General features: G+C 41.3%; 19 protein-coding genes. 7 read left to right on the plus strand and 12 right to left on the minus strand.

The genetic code is table 11. From position 1 onward, the window contains the following. Nucleotides 1-21: 21 nt before the first annotated feature. The 5 genes from SJPD1_RS11615 to SJPD1_RS11630 form a co-directional block, all read right to left on the minus strand. Nucleotides 22-1,737: a sensor histidine kinase gene (locus SJPD1_RS11615; protein WP_096047309.1), complete on the minus strand. Its 1,716-nt coding sequence runs from the start codon at nt 1,735-1,737 to the stop codon at nt 22-24. Nucleotides 1,738-1,795: 58 nt separating this feature from the next. Then, a complete protein-coding gene (gene queC, locus SJPD1_RS11620; RefSeq protein ID WP_096047310.1) occupies nt 1,796-2,476 on the minus strand; it encodes a 7-cyano-7-deazaguanine synthase QueC in 681 nt (226 codons plus the stop codon). Then, the gene (locus SJPD1_RS11625; protein WP_087439308.1) at nt 2,476-3,054 is read right to left on the minus strand and encodes a 7-carboxy-7-deazaguanine synthase QueE; all 579 of its coding nucleotides are present in this window, start codon (nt 3,052-3,054) and stop codon (nt 2,476-2,478) included. The genes queC and SJPD1_RS11625 overlap by 1 nt, the downstream gene beginning before the upstream one ends. Before the next feature lie 142 nt (nt 3,055-3,196). Then, nucleotides 3,197-3,346, minus strand: a complete 150-nt coding sequence (locus tag SJPD1_RS14565; protein ID WP_162494884.1) for a hypothetical protein — start codon at nt 3,344-3,346, stop codon at nt 3,197-3,199. 172 nt (nt 3,347-3,518) lie between these two features. Then, nucleotides 3,519-4,982 (minus strand): NAD(P)/FAD-dependent oxidoreductase, encoded by a 1,464-nt coding sequence (locus SJPD1_RS11630; RefSeq protein ID WP_087439309.1) that lies wholly within the window; start codon nt 4,980-4,982, stop codon nt 3,519-3,521. A gap of 175 nt (nt 4,983-5,157) precedes the next feature. Here SJPD1_RS11630 and SJPD1_RS11635 point away from each other — a divergent pair, with 175 nt between their 5' ends. Continuing rightward, entirely contained in the window at nt 5,158-5,697 is a 540-nt protein-coding gene (locus SJPD1_RS11635) for a 6-carboxytetrahydropterin synthase (protein WP_087439310.1), read from the plus strand. 101 nt (nt 5,698-5,798) lie between these two features. Here the strand turns inward: SJPD1_RS11635 and dut are convergent, their stop codons facing one another. The 4 genes from dut to SJPD1_RS11655 are packed head-to-tail and all read right to left on the minus strand — an operon-like array spanning nt 5,799 to nt 9,447. Next, nucleotides 5,799-6,497, minus strand: a complete 699-nt coding sequence (gene dut / locus SJPD1_RS11640; RefSeq protein ID WP_087439311.1) for a dUTPase — start codon at nt 6,495-6,497, stop codon at nt 5,799-5,801. Between the two features lie 15 nt (nt 6,498-6,512). After that, nucleotides 6,513-7,295, minus strand: coding sequence for a patatin-like phospholipase family protein (locus SJPD1_RS11645; protein WP_096047311.1), 783 nt, complete (start codon nt 7,293-7,295; stop codon nt 6,513-6,515). After that, complete coding sequence (locus SJPD1_RS11650; protein ID WP_096047312.1) at nt 7,280-8,053, minus strand: UDP-2,3-diacylglucosamine diphosphatase; 774 nt, start codon at nt 8,051-8,053, stop codon at nt 7,280-7,282. Before SJPD1_RS11650 ends, SJPD1_RS11645 begins: the two co-directional genes overlap by 16 nt. Further along, complete coding sequence (locus SJPD1_RS11655) at nt 8,050-9,447, minus strand: PhoH family protein (RefSeq protein WP_096047313.1); 1,398 nt, start codon at nt 9,445-9,447, stop codon at nt 8,050-8,052. The genes SJPD1_RS11650 and SJPD1_RS11655 overlap by 4 nt, the downstream gene beginning before the upstream one ends. Before the next feature lie 187 nt (nt 9,448-9,634). Between SJPD1_RS11655 and SJPD1_RS11660 the strand changes: the two genes are divergently transcribed. The 5 genes from SJPD1_RS11660 (at nt 9,635) to SJPD1_RS11680 (ending at nt 15,516) form a co-directional block, all read left to right on the plus strand. After that, nucleotides 9,635-11,035 (plus strand): cation:proton antiporter, encoded by a 1,401-nt coding sequence (locus SJPD1_RS11660; protein WP_096047314.1) that lies wholly within the window; start codon nt 9,635-9,637, stop codon nt 11,033-11,035. Nucleotides 11,036-11,118: 83 nt separating this feature from the next. Beyond that, nucleotides 11,119-12,003 carry a helix-turn-helix domain-containing protein gene (locus tag SJPD1_RS11665; protein ID WP_096047315.1) on the plus strand — a complete coding sequence of 295 codons (885 nt, stop codon included), beginning with the start codon at nt 11,119-11,121 and terminating at the stop codon, nt 12,001-12,003. A 184-nt stretch (nt 12,004-12,187) separates the two neighbouring features. Next, nucleotides 12,188-13,360: an MFS transporter gene (locus tag SJPD1_RS11670; protein ID WP_096047316.1), complete on the plus strand. Its 1,173-nt coding sequence runs from the start codon at nt 12,188-12,190 to the stop codon at nt 13,358-13,360. A gap of 123 nt (nt 13,361-13,483) precedes the next feature. Then, nucleotides 13,484-14,992, plus strand: a complete 1,509-nt coding sequence (locus tag SJPD1_RS11675; RefSeq protein ID WP_096047317.1) for an MFS transporter — start codon at nt 13,484-13,486, stop codon at nt 14,990-14,992. 95 nt (nt 14,993-15,087) lie between these two features. Further along, nucleotides 15,088-15,516: a bacteriohemerythrin gene (locus tag SJPD1_RS11680; RefSeq protein WP_096047318.1), complete on the plus strand. Its 429-nt coding sequence runs from the start codon at nt 15,088-15,090 to the stop codon at nt 15,514-15,516. A 16-nt stretch (nt 15,517-15,532) separates the two neighbouring features. Here the strand turns inward: SJPD1_RS11680 and SJPD1_RS11685 are convergent, their stop codons facing one another. Next, nucleotides 15,533-16,225 carry a rhodanese-like domain-containing protein gene (locus SJPD1_RS11685; RefSeq protein ID WP_096047319.1) on the minus strand — a complete coding sequence of 231 codons (693 nt, stop codon included), beginning with the start codon at nt 16,223-16,225 and terminating at the stop codon, nt 15,533-15,535. 94 nt (nt 16,226-16,319) lie between these two features. Here SJPD1_RS11685 and SJPD1_RS11690 point away from each other — a divergent pair, with 94 nt between their 5' ends. Beyond that, nucleotides 16,320-16,733 (plus strand): pyridoxamine 5'-phosphate oxidase family protein, encoded by a 414-nt coding sequence (locus tag SJPD1_RS11690; protein WP_096047320.1) that lies wholly within the window; start codon nt 16,320-16,322, stop codon nt 16,731-16,733. Between the two features lie 26 nt (nt 16,734-16,759). Here the strand turns inward: SJPD1_RS11690 and sstT are convergent, their stop codons facing one another. Together sstT and luxS are read right to left on the minus strand one after the other, a co-directional pair. Further along, a complete protein-coding gene (gene sstT / locus SJPD1_RS11695) occupies nt 16,760-17,968 on the minus strand; it encodes a serine/threonine transporter SstT (RefSeq protein ID WP_096047321.1) in 1,209 nt (402 codons plus the stop codon). A gap of 114 nt (nt 17,969-18,082) precedes the next feature. Beyond that, on the minus strand, nt 18,083-18,583 hold the full coding sequence (luxS, locus tag SJPD1_RS11700; protein WP_096047322.1) for an S-ribosylhomocysteine lyase: 501 nt from the start codon (nt 18,581-18,583) through the stop codon (nt 18,083-18,085). Nucleotides 18,584-18,589: the final 6 nt, after the last annotated feature.

Genomic DNA, 18,589 nt, shown 5'->3' on the forward strand with positions numbered 1-18,589 from the left:
ACCAAAAGGGGCATGCCCCTTTTATGCCTCATCTTTGGGCAATACAATTGTGATAAACAGCCCACCTCGCTCATTGGTTGCATTGATGGAGCCTTGCATCGTCTGTTCAATAATCTGTTTGGACATATAAAGCCCTCCACCATTGCCACGTGTCGGATCTTTTGTGGTAAAAAATGGATCAAAAACATGAGGAAGTTGTTCATCCGTCACACCACCTCCATTGTCTGAAACTTCAATAATGACATAGTGCTCTTGCTCATACCCCTTAATGGTAATTTCACCATGAGCAATCTGCCGCTCAATAAGCGCCTCTTTTGCATTGTGAATCAGCACTAAAAGGACATGCCCCAGCTCTTTCTTAAAAGTATTCAGCGCAATCTCTTGCGGACAATCCACACAAAATAAAATATCTCGATTGGCAATGCCACCATCGTTCATCCGAATACTCTCTTCAATACATTTCGATACTGAAAACAGAACTTTTCCCGTGTCTGCTAAAAAGAAATCTTTAAAATCATCAATCGTTGATGACATACTTTGAATTAAACTTCTTAGTTTTACAATCTCGTCTTCAAGGTTTTGAGGCGTGAGTTTTTTCATTTGGCTATCAAGATAAATCTTGCTAATAACCACACTAATGGTATTAAGCGGCTGTCTCCATTGATGCGCGATATTGCCCAACATCTCTCCTAAGGCTGCCAGTTTAGCTTGTTGAAAGAGCATTCGATCTTTAAGTCTGCTGTTCGCAACTTCTTCATCGATCTTTTTTTCCAAGTTTTTATTGAGATATTCTAGCTCTTCTTTTGTATCAAAGGACTCGCACAGTGCTGTTGAAATAGCACCATATTCATTCTCTTTGAGCAAATATTTACGTAAAGGCTCTTTATTTTTAGCATTGAGCGCAACTGTGATGTCTCGCAAAGGAAAAGAGATAAATTTTGCAATCAAAAGGGCAAAAACGATCATCAAAATAACCGTATGCACAATGGTCAGCTTCAACTCTTTTTTACCATAGCGATCCAACACTTCACTCATTCGATTATGAATATGTAAATAGAGTGTGCCTACTTTCTCGCCTTGAATTCCACTTAAAGGAATTTCATGGACGGTGTTATAGTCATCGTCATTTTGAATTGCACTTAAACTCGCCTCTGCAATTCCATAACCACTCAGCTCTTTCAAAAATGCTTCATCCCAATGCTTTACAATCAGAACAAACCCTTTCGCTAAAGAGTTTTGAGCAATAGTCTCATCAATACGATGAATCGGTGCCACATAACATTCAACAATACCTTGTTGCGGTACTTTGACATAAAAGTGTAAGAGCTCCGCATTGGCAGTATCAAACATCGCAAAAGGGACAAGCGTTTCAATCGTAGCTAAAAAAGGTTTATCGGATTCGGAAAAGATGATTTTTTTGTTCTGATCCAAGATATACATTCCATCGATACCAAATTGTACAATGCTTGCTCTAAGGTTATCTTCAGCCCATTGTGGATCTTTCGTATCGGTAAAATTGGCAAGGTCATTCCACGCAGCATAATCAAGCGCTTGTTTTTTAAAAGAGTCTGATTTTAAAATTAAAAGTTGTTTGAACCCTTGAACGATCTCTTGGGCATTCTGCTTAGCCATTGCATTGACATTGTCGCGTTCATTCACCCAAATGAAAGCTTCAACACCAATAGCCACTAAAAAAGTTAACATTGTCAAGAAGAAAAAAGAGGACTTCACACTCATCGCGGCACTCCTTTTTAATATGCAAATAATGCATAACATGCTTTACATGTAAAGGGCGTCACCTACCTTTCGCGTAGGTCTCCCATCCTGCTTTTCGTAGCACACATGCAGGACATTCGCCACAACCATAGCCCCATGCATGCTTTTTATCGTGGACACCATTATAGCATGTATGTGACTCATCGATGACGAGTTCTAAGACACCCTCTTGGTGTGAAAGTTCAAAGGTTTCAGCTTTTGTGAGGTGCATAAGCGGGTAATGGAAAGTGATGTTGGCTTCGCTTCCAAGATTAAGGGCAAGTTCAAGCGCCTTTACAAAAGGCTCTCTACAATCAGGATACCCTGAATAATCGGTCTGATTGACTCCAATGATGATATGCTCAATACCTTGTTTTTGCGCAAATGCGTGCGCAAGTGTAAAAAAGATCGCGTTGCGATTGGGAACAAAGGAAGCAGGGAGATTGGTATGCGTTCTATGATGTGCGCCAATATCTTGCGTACCATCAATTAAAGCCGAATCATTCAGTTGTGAAAAGGCATCTAAGCTGAGCAGTGTATTTTTTACATGTAACGCTTTGGCGATCTTCTCAGCTTGCGCAATTTCCACGCGATGCTTTTGGCCATAATCAAACGTAATGCTTTCAACACTATCAAAACGATTCTTTGCCCAACCCAGACAAGTCGTACTGTCTTGTCCACCACTAAAGACCACTAATGCTTTGGAAGCAATTTTTCCCATTATTCCACTCCTAAAAACTTGTGCAACTGCACACTCAAGATAAATTGTGGATGTTCTTTGACAAACTCCACACAAAAAGCAACATTTTCTTTGTTGGGTCGATCCATCTCATTTTGAGGCTGAATGAAGATGGGTTTGTAGCTTGAAAATTCAAGTATTTTTTCAACTGCAGACTCTTTGCTCACCACAAATTTAATCTCATCGTAGCCATATTTTTCAATTTTATCCCAATCTTTTGGGCTATAGGTCACCCAGTTAGCACTCGCAATGTTGGAAAAATTATAGCCATTCGTTTCGACAGAAACAGCATACATATACGCTTGCAAATAATCAATAAAACCATTAAGATTATAAATACTCGGCTCGCCACCTGTAATGATGACATTCATGGCAGGATAAGGCTTAATACGTGTTAACACCTCATCAAAACTAAGACTTTCATATTCTCCTTTGTGCAAGAACTCATCACAAAAGGAACAGGTGAGATTGCACCCATACAGTCGAATAAAAATAGAAGGAACGCCCACATGTGCACCTTCTCCTTGAATAGAATAAAATATATCGACGACTTTTAGCATGCCACCCTTTTCCTTAATAATGTTTCAAAACATTATTATCTATTGTGTAACATTATAATATGAAATGGATTAGAAGATTATTTGAAAAAGTGCCTCTTGTTTTAAGATTAACAAGAGGCGTGTAGGTTTACATGTAAGCTTTTTAGTGATGTGATTTGATAATTAGAATGGTCATTCGGATGTTGATCATAATAAATTTTATCACTTGCCAAATCACACAGGTTCTTCTAAAAAGTGTAAACTTTGAAGGAATCGGTGTAAAAGCATTTTGTGAATACGGTGTTAATTTCATACTATTCTCCTTTGTTTTCATTTTTTGTCACGCCTTTAGAGCAAAGCTCTAAAGACTACGTTAACACTGAGTTTTGCTTGGCGCAATGCCCGTGCATCTTCGATGCTTTTAAGTTCTTATGGAACTTTGTCTCGCACTCAAAGCAAAGCTTCTCATGCTACGCTAACGCACTTTATTCTGGGATAATGGACCAAAAAGGTTTCATTTTGGCTTTCCAGATAAATGCATGGTGTAAAAGATGCTTAACCCAATGGGCAGCAAGACCAATTTCACCAAAAGTACCGCCAAAATCTCTACCATAATCAGGATATTTTTTATAATTCGGAATAATCGGATACATGGTCATCGCAACAGCGGTTCCTGAGAACAACCCTTTACCAGCACTCGCAACACACGCTGCACCCATTTCCGCCATACACGCGGTATGGGTTGGTGCACTCGCACCCCCTATCATATCAACGATGCTTGCAGCAACCGCTTTTCCCATCATCGCACTAGGCATTCCTGTTCGTGGAGGTGTTGGATTGATCGGTGTGCCATTAGGAGATTTCATCGGTTTAGAGATGATATGCGGTGGTGCAAAGGCAATACCTGCCGCAAAAATATTTTTATATTTAGGATTTTGACATGTTTTTGGCCAATCAGACGCATCCCATGTTTCATACGGAGCTGTTGCTTTTGAGTAATCCCCATCAACAAACATAAAACCACCCGCATTGAACATAGAAGAGGTAATGTCTTCTCCATTTTTATCGTATGCTTTCATACCAGCCCCTGCAAATGGAGGAATGAGCATAGAAAAGTCATACGTCTCTTCTTTCATTTCGCCTGCAAGATTTTCGTAATGGACTTTGTCTTTTTCAACTTTATTGACATGCGCTCTCGTGATCCATTTGACATCACGCTCGGCGTATAAAGATTCTGCAAAGACTTTGCCACTGGTGATGTAACCACCCATTTTAAGGTGCATACCGCCTACACCAAAGTCACCGAGTTCATATTCATTAGAGATATAAGTGATGGTCGCTTTGTCACGAACACCCTCAGCACGCAAGCGATGATCGACGTTAAACGTGTACTCAAACGCTGCACCTTGACAGGTACACATTCCATGACCTGTACCAATCAGAATCTTTTTCTCTTCACCTTTTTTTAATGCTTCGATAATCTTTTCAAGCTCATCTGCGGCATGTTTTGCATGTGATGCGGTACAAACGGAAACAGTGAAGCCATTGTCCGGCCCTAAACCCTCTGTTGCTGTAAAATTGAGTCTTGGACCTGTGGCATTGATGAGATAATCATACGTGATTTCCTCTTTTTCGCCCTCTTTATTTGCACCAGTGTGTTCTATAGTAACAAAATTTTTACTATTATCCACTGTGCCCTCAGGGTGAATAGTAAGTGCTTTTGCTTGAATATAGGTAATGCCCGCTTTTGCATAAATGGGTGCTAAATCAAAAAGAACTTCCTCTTGTTCCATTTGACCAACACCTACCCAAATGTTCGATGGAATCCAATTCCACTTGCTATTAGGGGTTACAACCACAACTTCATGAGTTCGATTGAGCCATTTTCGCGCAAACTGTGCGGCGGTATGCCCTGCAACACCACCACCCAAAATAACAACTTTAGCCATCAATTATCCTTATAAAAAATGTAAAACTTTTTGATTGTATAACAAGAAAAGATAAAATAAAATTGTACTATTACAAATCCGAAGTTATTTAAGGTTTAAAAAAGGTTTACTTTTTTTGACAGCTATATTTTGGTATCATTCCTAAGATATTTTTCGATGTAAAAGGGTATAACCAATGTTATGGCAAATCAGTAAAGAATTCGATTTTTGTTATGGGCACCGCGTTTGGTCACAAGAGCTGGATGCTGAATTTTCCCTCAGTGGGTGCTTAGCGTGCCGTCACTTGCATGGACATCAAGGCAAAATTATCGTTTTTTTACAAAGTAATGAACTCAAAAATGGTATGGTGACAGACTTTCATCATCTGAACTGGTTTAAACTCTTTTTAGACAATACCTTAGATCATAAATTCATCATTGACATTCACGACCCACTCTTTGCGACCTTATTGCCTCATTTTGCTGACAAACAGAATTTACTTTCCCATGAAAGTGGTTATAAAACACCCGATCTCTCTTTTATAGCGCATGAGCCAAATTATCTTGTAGAAATGTATGAGGGGTATATTATCGTTGATTTTGTGCCAACCAGTGAGAACATCTCAACGTGGCTGCTTCAAATCATTGCGAAAAAGATGAGTCGCTTGGGAGTGGAAGTCTCGCATGTAGAATTTTTAGAAACCCCAAAAAGCCGAAGTATCGTTTACAACCATTAGCGTTCTACCCGAACGCTGAACGTAGCCTCTAGAGCAAAGCTCTAAAGACTACGTTAACACTGGGTTTTCTTTGAAGTCAAGCCCGCGCACTTTCAGTGCTTTTAAGCCTTTGGATAGACCTTTTCGAGTTTTTTATAGAGCGCATCCACAGTGGGAGCAGACTCGCCATGAAGCAATGAAAGCATCACTTCGTTATCTTCTTTACCATTCCACACTTTGATGTAATGTCCCTCTTTGTAGCCATGATCTTGGCGGAATTGGTTAAGCACGTTTTTAGCCACATAGAATTTGTACAGCACTTTAAGGTTGATGCCACATTTTCTTGAAAGTGTAAAATACTCTTTCAACAGTCCATCAAAAAGATCCATTTCAAAACCTGTCGTATCGTGAATGATGCTCTCGATGTCATTGACCAGTTCCATTGGTACAGCCATACCGATAGAGAGTGGTTCTTTGGTAAATGCTTCAAATCCCTGAACATCCAACACATCTAAAACAAGTTGTTCAATATCGCCTCTGTTGTTCGTTTTATAATCTTCCAATAACAGGCTCATAATAAAATGCCAAATATCAACGATTTCAACGGTGACATTGTCCCAATCGGTCGGTTTATTAATGTTTTTCCAATGTTTCCAACTAAAACTATCAATGAGTTCCGCACACTCCATATAAATACATCGCTTCCAGTTAATCATGCGGTTATGTTTGGTATAGCCATTTTCCCAGCCAATACCATTGGTTTCGTCGTTCAGTTTTTGCTGTAACGCAAACATTTGCGTTAAATAATCTTTACTTGTCATTCTATTCCTTCGATCTTAAAAGGGTTTCATTATACTTTTTTGCGCCATAAAAGTCAAAATGGATTCACTGCCTTTGCGATATCCAAGCTCAAAACAAGCATCTATTTGTCTAAAAGTAAACAATCCAAAATCATTGAGTGTGGGATCGCTAATGCACAGATCACTCTGCTCTATCTGCTGTTTCGATGAAGCCAAAATGGAGAGATAAATAGCGCGCTCAAAACTGGAAAAAAAGTTACTTTTTTGCTTTACATGTAAAGGAAACAAATTAACACTCACCACAGGATAAGGAAGCTCTAAAAGTGGTGCTACAGGCAGGTTATCCATAAAACCACCATCAATAAGCGTGTAATTATCATAAGTGATGGGGCGAAAGATAGGAATGAGCGCGGAGCTTGCGATGGCAAGGTTAATTGTATTGCCATGGCTAAAGCGGACGATTTCGCCATGAGGGAGATCAACACATGTCATAAAAGTAGGAATGCTCATCTGCTCTAAACGCTCAATAGGGGCGATCTCTTTCAGAATAGCTGCTTTTTCATTGATGCGAAGAAGTCCCTTGCGAAAATAGTTAAAATGAAACACTTTGCGAAAGGCTCTGCTTTTAACGATACGCAACAGATCAAAAGCACTGACACCTGAACCCACACCGGCGGCAATCACCGAACCAATGCTACAGCCTGAAACAGCGGCTATCTCCACATTGTTTCGCTCCATTGCAGCAATGACACCCAGATGAAATGCCCCCCTTGCCGCACCGCCCGAAAGGGCTAAGGATATTTTCAATGTCCCAGCCATCGTATAATCCTAAATTCACCCTCTAAGGTTTCGACTATTGCGGTGCAAGACTCAACCCAATCGCCACAATTCAGGTACTTAATCCCCTCAATATCGCGAATCTCCGCCTTATGAATATGCCCGCAAATCACCCCATCGTAGTTATTGCGTTTGGCATGCTCGCTGAGAATATGCTCAAAATCGGTGATAAAAGAGATGGAGCTTTTGACATTGTCTTTGACGTATTTGGAGAGTGACCAGTGGCTGTGATAGCGCATTTTCTTGCGAAACCAACCAATAAGTTGGTTAACATTGAGCAAAAGGTCGTACCCCAAATCACCCAAGATGGCAAGCCACCGTTTGGTCATCGTAACCGAGTCAAAAAAGTCACCGTGCGTAATGAAAAATCGCTCGTTGTTGAGACTTGTATAATCCACTTCATCGACAACCGCGATGCGATCGCCCAACCCTAACGGCAAAAAGGAACGTAAAAAGTCATCGTGATTGCCGGTGATGTAAAAAACATTCGTCCCTTTTCGGGCTTTTCGTAAAATCTTTTGAATCACATCGGAGTGCGACTGTGCCCATTTGATTTTACGCTTAATCGCCCAACCATCGATCACGTCACCCACTAAATAGAGATTTTCACTGTTTGTAAATTTTAAAAAATCCAAAAGCTCCTCCGCTTGTGAGAAACGCGTTCCCAAGTGAAGGTCGGAGATAAAGATCGAGCGAAAGGCTATCGGGTCTTCATCCCCTGAAAATTCGTATTTGGTCATTTGTGTTTGTCGCCGTCCCCAAAAATATCATCCGCAAAGTGTGAGAACTTACCTCGTACCGATTTATCCAACTCTATCGCAAAGAGTGAGATGTGTGTCTGCTCTTTTTTGGTCTGTTTGAGCAGTGAGGTCAAACCGTTGTTAAAGCGGTTTAAGTACATGTTATCAATCTGTCGGTTTGAGCCAATCACAATCGCTTTACAGTTATTATCCAGACGGGACAAGATGAGCTGCGTGGTATTGTTGGAGCTGTTTTGCCACTCATCTAAAATCACAATGGCATTGGAAAGCGTTCGTCCTCTCGCCTCACCCGGCCAGAGTTTTTCGATATTGTACTTGGTGATCATCTCTTGTACTTTTTTCTCAATCGCCACTTGCGGTTCTTGGGAGTTGTCACGTTTTTTCATCTTCTTTTTAGCAATAAATTCCAATGTGTCATAGAGCGCCATATTGTAAATCCTAAACTTCTCATCATTGCCAGAGAGGTACCCGACATCCGCACCCTTGTCAACACTTTCAATGGAATTGCGCACATAGACGATCTTCTCGTAACTCCCTTTAGTGACCAAGCGCATCGCCGCAACAAAAGCCATCAAGGTTTTACCGCTACCTGCGCGTGCATCGATGACATGAATGTCGTACATATTGGAAAGCAGTGCTTTCATAAAAAATTTTTGTTTGAGGTTGATCGGTTTAATTTCCAAGCCTCTAAAGTCCAACTCTTCATTGAGCATATGAATAATGCCACCTGGAGAGATAATAGCATGTTCTGAATTGCCATCAGAACTGATAAATTCGTAGCAGTAGTTTCCACTTTTATATTCAGGGTCATACTCGCTGATCAGCTTTTTATCGAGTGTGTTGAAAAGGGCTGAATCAACAGGAAGCTGTTTAACAAACTCAAACTCTGGCACATCGCTTCGATCTTCTCTCAAAGACTCTACGGTGACATTGTAAAAAAGTCCAAACATACGCGCATACACATCTAATGAGAGAAAAATAACTTTATAATCAGGATAATACTCTTGAGCACCCGCAGCCACTTCAAGGATACGTTTGTCGTTAGATTCATTAATAAATTGCGAGTCTATATCGGACGTGTAGATCGTCTTGGAAAAAAGATGGATGGAAATATCTTCTTCGTACTGCATCTTGACAACGCGGAAGGGCTCCCCACTGTCCACTTCAATGACTTTACACGAAGCCAGCATCCTAGCAAAGCTTCTGGCTTGGTACCCAAGTTCTGTGAAGTTCTTTTTAAAATCTTCCAGCTCTATAAGCACCGTTTCTGGGATCACAATGATGTTGTTGCCGCCATCACACAACTCTTTGATAAAATTGGTATTGTGCAAGATAATATTGGTATCGAGCACATAAACTTTGTTGACTGACATCTGACTCCCTTTCATGCGATAATTCTATGCAAACATTATATCAACTTGGTAACAAAAGGGGTGTTGTTTTATTGTGCAGAAATTTTTACATGTAATCATTTCAGACCTCTTAAGAATTCGGCGAAAGCCACTATGGTATAATTGAATCTTATTCAAAGCGTCTCTCTTAGTTAAAAGGAGGTTAATAATGGATCGTTCTACCAAAATCTATCTGCTTTCACTGCTCCTTTTTGGTGGTGGTATCTTTTGGGTTATAGACTATGGTAATTCTTTTTATATCAGCACTCAGTTCATTTCCAAAACCGTTTCTGTGGGGAGCTTTTGGGAGAATTTACGAACAACGTTTCTCACCCAACTCTCACATCCATTAGCACTTTTGTTGGTCCAAATCATTGTCATTATGGCAGCGGCACGTACCTTTGGTGTTTTAATTTCTAAGTTTTCACAACCGCCAGTCATTGGTGAGATTTTTGCCGGTGTACTCTTGGGGCCTTCGCTTTTAGGGCTTATTTTCCCCGAATTTTCAGCCCTTTTGTTTCCTCAAAGCTCCTTTCAAAACTTGCATTTTTTAAGTCAGATTGGTTTGCTTCTGTTTATGTTTGTCGTGGGAATGGAGCTTGATTTTGATAAACTCAAACAGCAGAGTAAAGCGTCCGTGGTTATCAGTCACATTAGCATTATTTTTCCTTTTTTCTTAGGCACAATACTCGCTTACGTCATCTACCCCTCTTTTGCTTCAGAAACCGTAACATTTACCGCTTTTGCCCTCTTTATCGGCATCGCGATGAGTATTACAGCATTTCCCGTACTAGCACGTATTCTCAAAGATCGCAACCTGACCAAAACATCTTATGGTGCGATGGCACTGACATGCGCCGCCGCTGATGATGCTACGGCATGGTATATTTTAGCGATCGTCATTGCCGTCTCGACATCCACCAATCTTTTGATGTCCGTGCTGATGCTCATTCCTATTGTCGTCTATATTACCGTGATGCTTTTCGTGGTGAAACCGTTTTTGCGCAATTTGGGCACACATGTGATTCATAACCATTCGCTTGATATGAAGGTGACAACGATTGTATTGGTTATTTTACTCCTCAGTGCACTTACAACGGAACTTTTAGGTATTCATGCCCTCTTTGGTGCCTTTATGGCGGGCGTTATGATGCCCTCTACCACAGAGAGTGAACTCAAAGAGCGCATTGCTCCACGCTTAGAGTATGTCAGTCTTTTGGTACTTTTACCACTCTTTTTTGCGCTAACAGGACTTCGCACCCAGATCAATCAGCTTGAGTCACAGCACTGGATCGTCTGTCTGGCAATCATTGTTGTTGCTGTTGTTGGTAAGTTTATCGGCAGTGCCATTGCTAGTCGTTTTATGGGCGTTTCGTGGCGCGATTCGCTCGCCATTGGCGCCCTCATGAATACGCGAGGTTTGATGGAGCTGGTAGTGCTTAACATCGGTTATGAACTTGGAATTTTATCGCCTATTTTATTTACGATGTTCGTCATTATGGCACTGGTGACCACGTTTATGACAGGACCTCTTTTGTACCTTATCAATTTAGGATTGAAGAAAGATTAATCTTTACATGTAAAAGATTTTAACCCCTTGCAAAGAGCCATTCACGCTCGGCTCTTTGCCTATTTTTTTGAGTATAATTCACAATGGAAACACTGGAAGCATTTTACAAACGAATCACCCATCCACTACCCCAAGACTTCAATAATGGCATCGGGCACTTCAATGTCTTCACAAGGCAAGAGTGCGCTGAAATCCCTTACAGTCGTAAGGATTACTTTAAAATTACCCTTTTAAAGGGCAAACACCGAGTGCATTACGCCGATAAAACCCTGCAAAGCGACCAGTATGCGCTGATGTTTTCAGACCCTTTGGTGCCGTACAGTTGGGAGTCACTCGATGGCAAGAAGTGCGGTTATTTTTGCATTTTTACCGAAGCGTTTTTTTACAACTATGGAGCCATTCGCAACTATCCCATCTATAAACCCGAACACCCAAAACTGTTTTTACTCAATGATGAAACCGCCCAAGAAGTTGAAGCATTGTTTGAAAAAATGCTCGGTGAAATTGGCTCTGAGTACGCGTACAAAGACGATCTTTTGCGTAACTGGACGATGGAGCTTATTCATATCGCCCTTAAGATGGAGCCTGCAAGCATCATTCCCGATGTGCAAAGCGATAAAAAACGCAAAATTGATTCGCTGTTTAACGAACTGCTTGAAAGACAATTTCCAATCACATCGCCCTATGAGCGCCTTGAGCTTAAAAACCCCAGTGATTTTGCCAGACTTCTTAATATTCACCCCAATCACCTCAACCGTACCCTCAAAGAGGTGAGTGAAAAAACCACCACCGAGCGCATCGCACAGCGCGTGTTGGAAGAGGCTAAGATTTTGCTCAAACACTCGTCATGGAGTGTGGGTGACATCGCTTATGCGTTAGGTTACGAAGAATCGGCGCATTTCATCAATTTTTTCAAAAAAAAGCTCAATCAAACACCGCAAATCTATAGACAAACCCAAAATGTTTGATTTGCGCAATGATTCGCTTGAATGAGGCATGAAAGAAATCTTCCTTATCAGATACTATTTCATTACTTAGAGCATCGAAGATGCATGGGCATTCTGCCGAAGAAAACCCAGTGTTAACGTAGTCTTTAGAGCTTTGCTTTAAAGACGTGTAAAGGACTCTAATAAAAATCGATAAGGAACGAAAATGATTTCACCAAAACAGATCTACGTGATGTCAGCGGTTGCGGGCATTAATGTGGCGAATATTTACTACAATCAACCCATTTTAAATATCATCGCTCAAGATTTACATGTAAGCGCTTTAGCGGTAGGCAATCTGCCCACTTTTGCGCAAATCGGCTACGGTTTAGGGCTCTTTTTTGTAAGCCCCTTAGGAGATAAAATGGATCGCAAGAAGCTCCTTTTACTCTCTCATCTTTTATTGGGACTTTCCCTTATTGGGCTCTCCTTTGTGGAAAACATCTATGTGCTCTACGCGCTTAGCCTTTTAGTAGGACTCTTTGCCGTCTCCGCGCAAATCGTGATTCCTATGGCGGCAGCGATGAGTGGTAAAGACAAAGGTAAAGTAGTGGGTTCTATCTTTAGTGGTTTACTCACAGGCATTTTGCTTGCTCGAACACTGAGTGGTTACATTACCGACTGGTTTGGTAACTGGCATATCGTTTTTGCGCTTTCCGCCGCGCTTGTTTTTGCCTGCATGGCGATGGTTGCCAAAACGCTTCCAAGCATTGAGCCCAATTTTTCCAAAAGTTACGCATCCTTGCTCTACTCTTCAGTGTACCAGCTCAAACGCTTTTCGCTTTTAAGAAGTAATGCGCTTTTGATTACGATTTTATTTGGTGTTTTTTGCTCATTTTGGACAACTCTCACCTTTAAACTGAGCCTTGCCCCTTTTAATTTCAACAGCGATATCATCGGCCTTTTTGGTGTGCTTGCCGTTGCAGGAGCACTGCTTGCGCCGTATATTGGAAAAGTGGCTGACAAGATCAACCCAACCTTTACTAAAATGCTCTCCGTGGGAATGATTGTAGTTAGTATTTTACTGATGAAGTGGTTTGATACTAGCCTCGCCGCCTTCATCGTAGCAACCCTGCTCCTTGACATCGGATTTCAAGCCGTACAGATCAATAACTTAGCGCAAATTTACACGCTTGATGAAAGTGCGCACAGCCGAATCAATACCGCCTACATGAGCTCCATGTTTGTCGGTGGTGCGCTTGGAACGTTCATTGGGGTGTATTGCTGGGAACATGGCGGTTGGGAGCTTGTCACCGTGCAACTCCTAAGCTTAAGTGTTGTCTCTTTGGCCATTATTATTTACGCTGCTTTGTCCACACAACACGACAAAGCGGCCTAACCTCTTTTACATGTAAAGCTCTAAACCTTCACTTCTCATACCAAAGATTCATGGCTAAGCTGATCTTTGGTATGATTCTACTTTGTAACACTCATTACACTTTATGATTTTAGGAATACCTTTATGCCTTATACCTATGAAAAAAGATGGGCAGGTCTTGGCGCACTCTGCCTTGCCATGTCCATCATTACGCTCGACAATACCGTCCTTGATGTCGCCCTTCCCTCCATTTCAACTGATTTAAAAGCGAGTATGAGTGAACTCCAATGGATTGTCGATATTTACATCCTTTTTTTTGCCTCTATTTTAATTACGATTGGCGCACTGGGTGATCAGTTTGGGCGTAAGCGATTTCTTAAAATCGGCATTGTACTTTTTGTGCTCGCCTCTTTGGGAGCGGGACTTTCAACCTCAACGTTAGAACTGATATTCTTTCGCAGTCTGAGCGGTGTTGGCGCGGCATTCATTATGCCTTCCACTCTCTCTATCATCACGCATATGTTTACAGACTCGGATGAGCGCATGAAAGCCATAGGGCTTTGGTCGATGATCTTTGGGCTCAGTCAAGGATTAGGACCGCTCATCGGCGGTTTCATCCTAGAGTACACCTCATGGCACTGGGTCTTTTTTATTAACCTTCCTATTGGCGTGGTCGCTTTCTTTTATGCTTCCTTAATTTTGCCCGAATCGCACAATAAAAGCGCTCAAGCAGACATACTGGGTATGGTACTGTGCGTGCTGTTTTTATTTGCACTGACATATGGCATTATCGAAGCGGGTGTGAGCAGTTGGAGTGATCAAAGCGTGCACATCAGTCTTATCATTGGGCTGATCTTTGGCGCTTTTTTTATTTTTTGGGAGAGACGCTGTATTCACGCGATGATTCCCTTTGAGCTGTTTGAAAAACGCACCTTCACGATTCCCTCTTTTGCGATCGCGTTTATTGTCTTTGGGATGGTAGGCTCTATGTTTTTCTTCTCGCAACTCTTTCAAACAGTTCAAGGTTACGGCGCTTTGGAAGCAGGTTTACTGCTTATGCCAATGACTCTGGGTGTCGCGGTTGGCTCTAAGTTTGCACCCGATGTTGTCAAAATGTATGGCACACCGCTCAGCATTGGTGGGGGTATGATCATTTCGGCACTCGGAATGGCTGTTTTTGTCTTTACGATTGATGTACATATGCCTCTGTGGGCGATTTTAGGTGGATTTTTCATTCAAGGCTTGGGAATGGGATTTTCCATGCCACCTTCAACCGATTCGATAATGGGCTCCATTCCCAAAGAAAAAGCGGGAGTGGGAAGTGCGCTCAATGACACGACCATTGAGCTTTCAGCGGCAATGAGTATTGCCATCTTGGGCAGTTACGTTAACCGCATTTATCTTTTACATGTAAAAGAGATTGAGGTGGATTTCACACTTTTAAAAACGCTCAAAACCTCAATCCAAGCGGCGCATACTGCCATCACTTCGCTCAATGATCATGCGCTTGAGGTCAATCTTCTTCATCTTGTGGATCAAGCCTTTATTGAAGGAGTCCACCACACTATGATTTTTGGCTGTCTTATCTCTGTGATGAGTGGTCTTTTAGCCATTTGGCTCTTGCCTAAAACAATGAAAAACGAAGCACACTAACTCTTTACATGTAAAGAGTTTAGTGCGCCAAACCTTGCCCAAAAAGAGGCAAACCATGCTAAAATAGCGTAAAAATTATTGTATGAGGGATATGCGTGATTATTGAATGGGATGAACGTTATAGCGTGCATCATGAACTACTAGACCTTCAGCATCAAGAACTTTTCGATCTGGCAAACACCGTGCAAGGACTCGATCCCAATAATGCCGATAAGACAGAACTTTCGAAGCTTTTTAAACAGTTTTTTGACTATATGGCAAAACATTTTAAAGAAGAAGAGGCGTATATGCAAAGTATTGATTATCCTCTTTTTGAACACCATAAAAAATTTCATGAAAGCATTATTTTAGGAATGACAAAAATTCTTAAAGAGAAAAAGGGAATCGTCGAACTTCAAAAAAGCATGAAAATGATTGCTCAAAAATGGCTTGTTGAACATATTTTGGAGAATGATCTTAAAATTGAGAAGTGGCGCAAAAGCATCACCGTCAGCGAAGATGACCTTCACGCACCTCTTTCGTAAGCTTTACATGTAACGCTTAGGGGTGTGGTTTGATAACACTCAAACCAAAGAGCAACCAATCTTGCAAACCACCTCGGTACCACAACAATTTTTCCTTAGGATACCCCAGTTTGATCAACTGCGTCATTGCCAAACCAGACTGTGCACACCATGGACCATTGCAGAACAAAAGTGCTGTTTTTGCATGCGTGAAATCATACGTCTCTCCCACTTTTTTAAACCCTAATAGTTTTTGAATCCGCTCAAAATCTTCAGGAATCGAAGCATCGTATTCGATCTCATCAAAAGGGATATTAACCGCACTTGGAATGGTCATCTGCTCATACCAATCACGTTTACGTGCGTCCACTAAAATATAAGCATCAGGAGAGACATTGACTTTGTTTTTAATAAAATCCAATACCTCAAGTTCACCCACCGTCATGATCCCTGGGGCAAAGGTCATCGGCTGAATTTTACCCACGGTGGTGACAAAACTTTTCTGACAAGCCACTGGTACACCTTTGCCTGCATAGTTTCCACTAAAAACATCCTCTGTATTAATTCCAACGTTAGTGCATGATGGAGAAATGGTACGCTCAATCAAAACTTCCTTCGTACTGCCATCACTCATCACATGCGTTGTTTTAACACCCGAATGTTGCAACGTTGAAAGATTTTCAGCCAAAAGGGCACCCACCCAAAAAGATAATACAAGAATAAAACGCATCGATTGCTCCTTAGAGTAAATTGGTTTATATTAACCCATTTAAAATTTAAAAGAGAGAAAGAAAATATGTTATACTTTTCCCCAAAGGATACCTATGCTAGAGCCTGCCATTACCACTTTTTTAAAAAAACATCACCTTCTCAACGTGGCTACCTGCAAAGACAATCTCCCTTACTGCGCGACCTGTTTTTATACGTTTGTCGAGCAAAATGCCACCTTTGTCATTGCCACCGATGAAAAAACTAGGCATGGACGTGAAGCGCTGGAAAATACGCATGTAGCAGGCAGTGTTGCACTCGAGACAAAACTCGTTGGGAAAATTCAAGGGGTACAGTTTACGGGAATATTTAGAGAAGCAAACGAAGCAGAAAAAAAAGCTTATTTAAAACGCTTTCCTTACGCCATCGCGATGAATCCGCATTTATGGAGTATTGAGATTACGTATCTCAAATTTACGGACAACACTCTGGGCTTTGGCAAAAAATTGGAGTTTTTTGCCTCCAATTAAGTGCCAAATCTTTTTACATGTAAAGGTTATAAATTAATCGGCTCAGTTGAACACGCCGCTGTAAAAACAACGTCGGTTGAACTGTTAAGTGCTGTCTCTGTGGAGTCTTGAATAACACCAATTAAAAAGCCAATTGCAACCACTTGCATCGCAATCTCATCGCTAATGCCAAACAGACCGCACGCAAGAGGAATCAAAAGCAATGAACCACCCGCAACACCTGAAACACCTGCAGCTGCGATACTCGCTACAACGCTTAACAAAAGTGCTGTGGGAAGATCTACGGAAATGCCTAATGTATGAACCGTTGCTAATGTTAAAACAGTAATTGTAACCGCTGCACCTGCCATATTAGCTGTTGCACCCAAAGGGATAGAGATAGAGTAGGTATCTTCATGAAGTCCTAATTTTTTACACAACGCCATATTCACGGGGATATTGGCCGCTGAACTACGGGTAAAGAATGCTGTTACGCCACTCTCTCTTAGACATGTAAACACCAATGGATAAGGATTACGTTTGGTTTTAACATATACAATAAGGGGATTAAGCACAAGCGCTACAAAGACCATTGTTCCAACCAAAATAATCAGTAACTTTCCATAGCCAAAAAGTGCCGCAAAACCTGTCTCTGCAAATGTTTCAGCCACCAAACCTAAAATACCAAAAGGTGCAAGACTAATAACCGCTTGAACAATTTTCGTCATCGCATCGCTGACATCTTTCATCATCTGTTTGGTATGATTGCTACTATGATGAAGTGCAAGACCTGCCGCAATTGCCCATGTTAACACACCGATATAATTGCCTGTAGAAAGTGCTTTAATAGGATTTTCAACCATGCTCACTAAAAAGCCCTTTACAACGGTAATAATACTATTCGGAGGGGTAAGCCCAGCATCAGAGATATTGGCAAGTACCAAAGTAACAGGGAACGTGAAGCTCACAACAACCGCGATCAACGCTGATAAAAGCGTACCAATAGCATAAAGCTGAACAATAGGCTTAATGTTCGTCTGAACACCTACAGGTTTTGTAGCAATCGCAGTTGCAACCAATACCAAAACCAAGACAGGCGCAACGGCCTTAAGTGCGCCAACAAACAGTTTTCCTAAAATAGAAACAGCCATTGCAGCTGTCGGAGAAACAAGGGCGATAACAACGCCCAAAACCATGCCAATCAAAATAAGTACAATCAGATTGCCCTCTTTGTACCTTGCGACTAAACGCTCCATAAAAACCTTCCTTACTCAAAATGTGTGTACCTAAACTAATATTTTCTTTAAAAAAACACACTAATCATATAAAAAAGGTTCTTATTTACGCGTTAAACTCCTGCACTTAGCGCATTAAATTTTTGAAGTATCAAGCTTTAACGCTTCGTTATCCATCACGCCAATTTCTGTACTTAAAATGTTGGAAGCAATGCTATGCGCTTCATCCAATGAGTGCATTTTATAGGTTCCACACTGATAGACATTGAGCTCGGGAATATCGTTCTCACTCTTTACATGTAAAATGTCATTCATCGATGCTTTCCATGCATCAACTACGCGCGAAGGCTCTGGTGTACCGATCAAACTCATGTAAAAACCTGTACGACATCCCATCGGTGAAATATCAATAATCTCAACACCTTTTCCATTAAGATGATTGCGCATAAAGCCAGCGAAGAGATGCTCTAGCGTATGAATACCCCTTTCTGGCAAAATAGCGTGGTTCGGTTTACAAAAACGAAGATCAAACACAGTGATCTCATCACCATGAGGCGTTTTCATCGTTTTGGCAACTCTAACCGCAGGTGCTGGCATTTTGACATGATCTACACAAAAACTATCCAATAGTGGCATTTAAAG

Origin of the sequence: Sulfurospirillum diekertiae (genome assembly GCF_002309535.1) — a bacterium.
In the GTDB taxonomy this organism is placed as follows: Bacteria; Campylobacterota; Campylobacteria; order Campylobacterales; family Sulfurospirillaceae; genus Sulfurospirillum; species Sulfurospirillum diekertiae.

Bases quoted from the DNA above. Each gene is read 5' to 3' on its own strand.
- SJPD1_RS11670 (WP_096047316.1), top strand. From the start codon at position 12,188: ATGATTTCACCAAAACAGATCTACGTGATGTCAGCGGTTGCGGGCATT.
- SJPD1_RS11650 (WP_096047312.1), bottom strand. From the start codon at position 8,053: ATGACCAAATACGAATTTTCAGGGGATGAAGACCCGATAGCCTTTCGC.
- SJPD1_RS11685 (WP_096047319.1), bottom strand. From the start codon at position 16,225: ATGCGTTTTATTCTTGTATTATCTTTTTGGGTGGGTGCCCTTTTGGCT.
- SJPD1_RS14565 (WP_162494884.1), bottom strand. From the start codon at position 3,346: ATGAAATTAACACCGTATTCACAAAATGCTTTTACACCGATTCCTTCA.
- SJPD1_RS11690 (WP_096047320.1), top strand. From the start codon at position 16,320: ATGCTAGAGCCTGCCATTACCACTTTTTTAAAAAAACATCACCTTCTC.
- SJPD1_RS11645 (WP_096047311.1), bottom strand. From the start codon at position 7,295: ATGGCTGGGACATTGAAAATATCCTTAGCCCTTTCGGGCGGTGCGGCA.
- SJPD1_RS11675 (WP_096047317.1), top strand. From the start codon at position 13,484: ATGCCTTATACCTATGAAAAAAGATGGGCAGGTCTTGGCGCACTCTGC.
- SJPD1_RS11660 (WP_096047314.1), top strand. From the start codon at position 9,635: ATGGATCGTTCTACCAAAATCTATCTGCTTTCACTGCTCCTTTTTGGT.
- luxS (WP_096047322.1), bottom strand. From the start codon at position 18,583: ATGCCACTATTGGATAGTTTTTGTGTAGATCATGTCAAAATGCCAGCA.
- dut (WP_087439311.1), bottom strand. From the start codon at position 6,497: ATGACAAGTAAAGATTATTTAACGCAAATGTTTGCGTTACAGCAAAAA.
- SJPD1_RS11655 (WP_096047313.1), bottom strand. From the start codon at position 9,447: ATGTCAGTCAACAAAGTTTATGTGCTCGATACCAATATTATCTTGCAC.
- SJPD1_RS11635 (WP_087439310.1), top strand. From the start codon at position 5,158: ATGTTATGGCAAATCAGTAAAGAATTCGATTTTTGTTATGGGCACCGC.
- SJPD1_RS11625 (WP_087439308.1), bottom strand. From the start codon at position 3,054: ATGCTAAAAGTCGTCGATATATTTTATTCTATTCAAGGAGAAGGTGCA.
- queC (WP_096047310.1), bottom strand. From the start codon at position 2,476: ATGGGAAAAATTGCTTCCAAAGCATTAGTGGTCTTTAGTGGTGGACAA.
- SJPD1_RS11630 (WP_087439309.1), bottom strand. From the start codon at position 4,982: ATGGCTAAAGTTGTTATTTTGGGTGGTGGTGTTGCAGGGCATACCGCC.
- SJPD1_RS11665 (WP_096047315.1), top strand. From the start codon at position 11,119: ATGGAAACACTGGAAGCATTTTACAAACGAATCACCCATCCACTACCC.
- sstT (WP_096047321.1), bottom strand. From the start codon at position 17,968: ATGGAGCGTTTAGTCGCAAGGTACAAAGAGGGCAATCTGATTGTACTT.
- SJPD1_RS11615 (WP_096047309.1), bottom strand. From the start codon at position 1,737: ATGAGTGTGAAGTCCTCTTTTTTCTTCTTGACAATGTTAACTTTTTTA.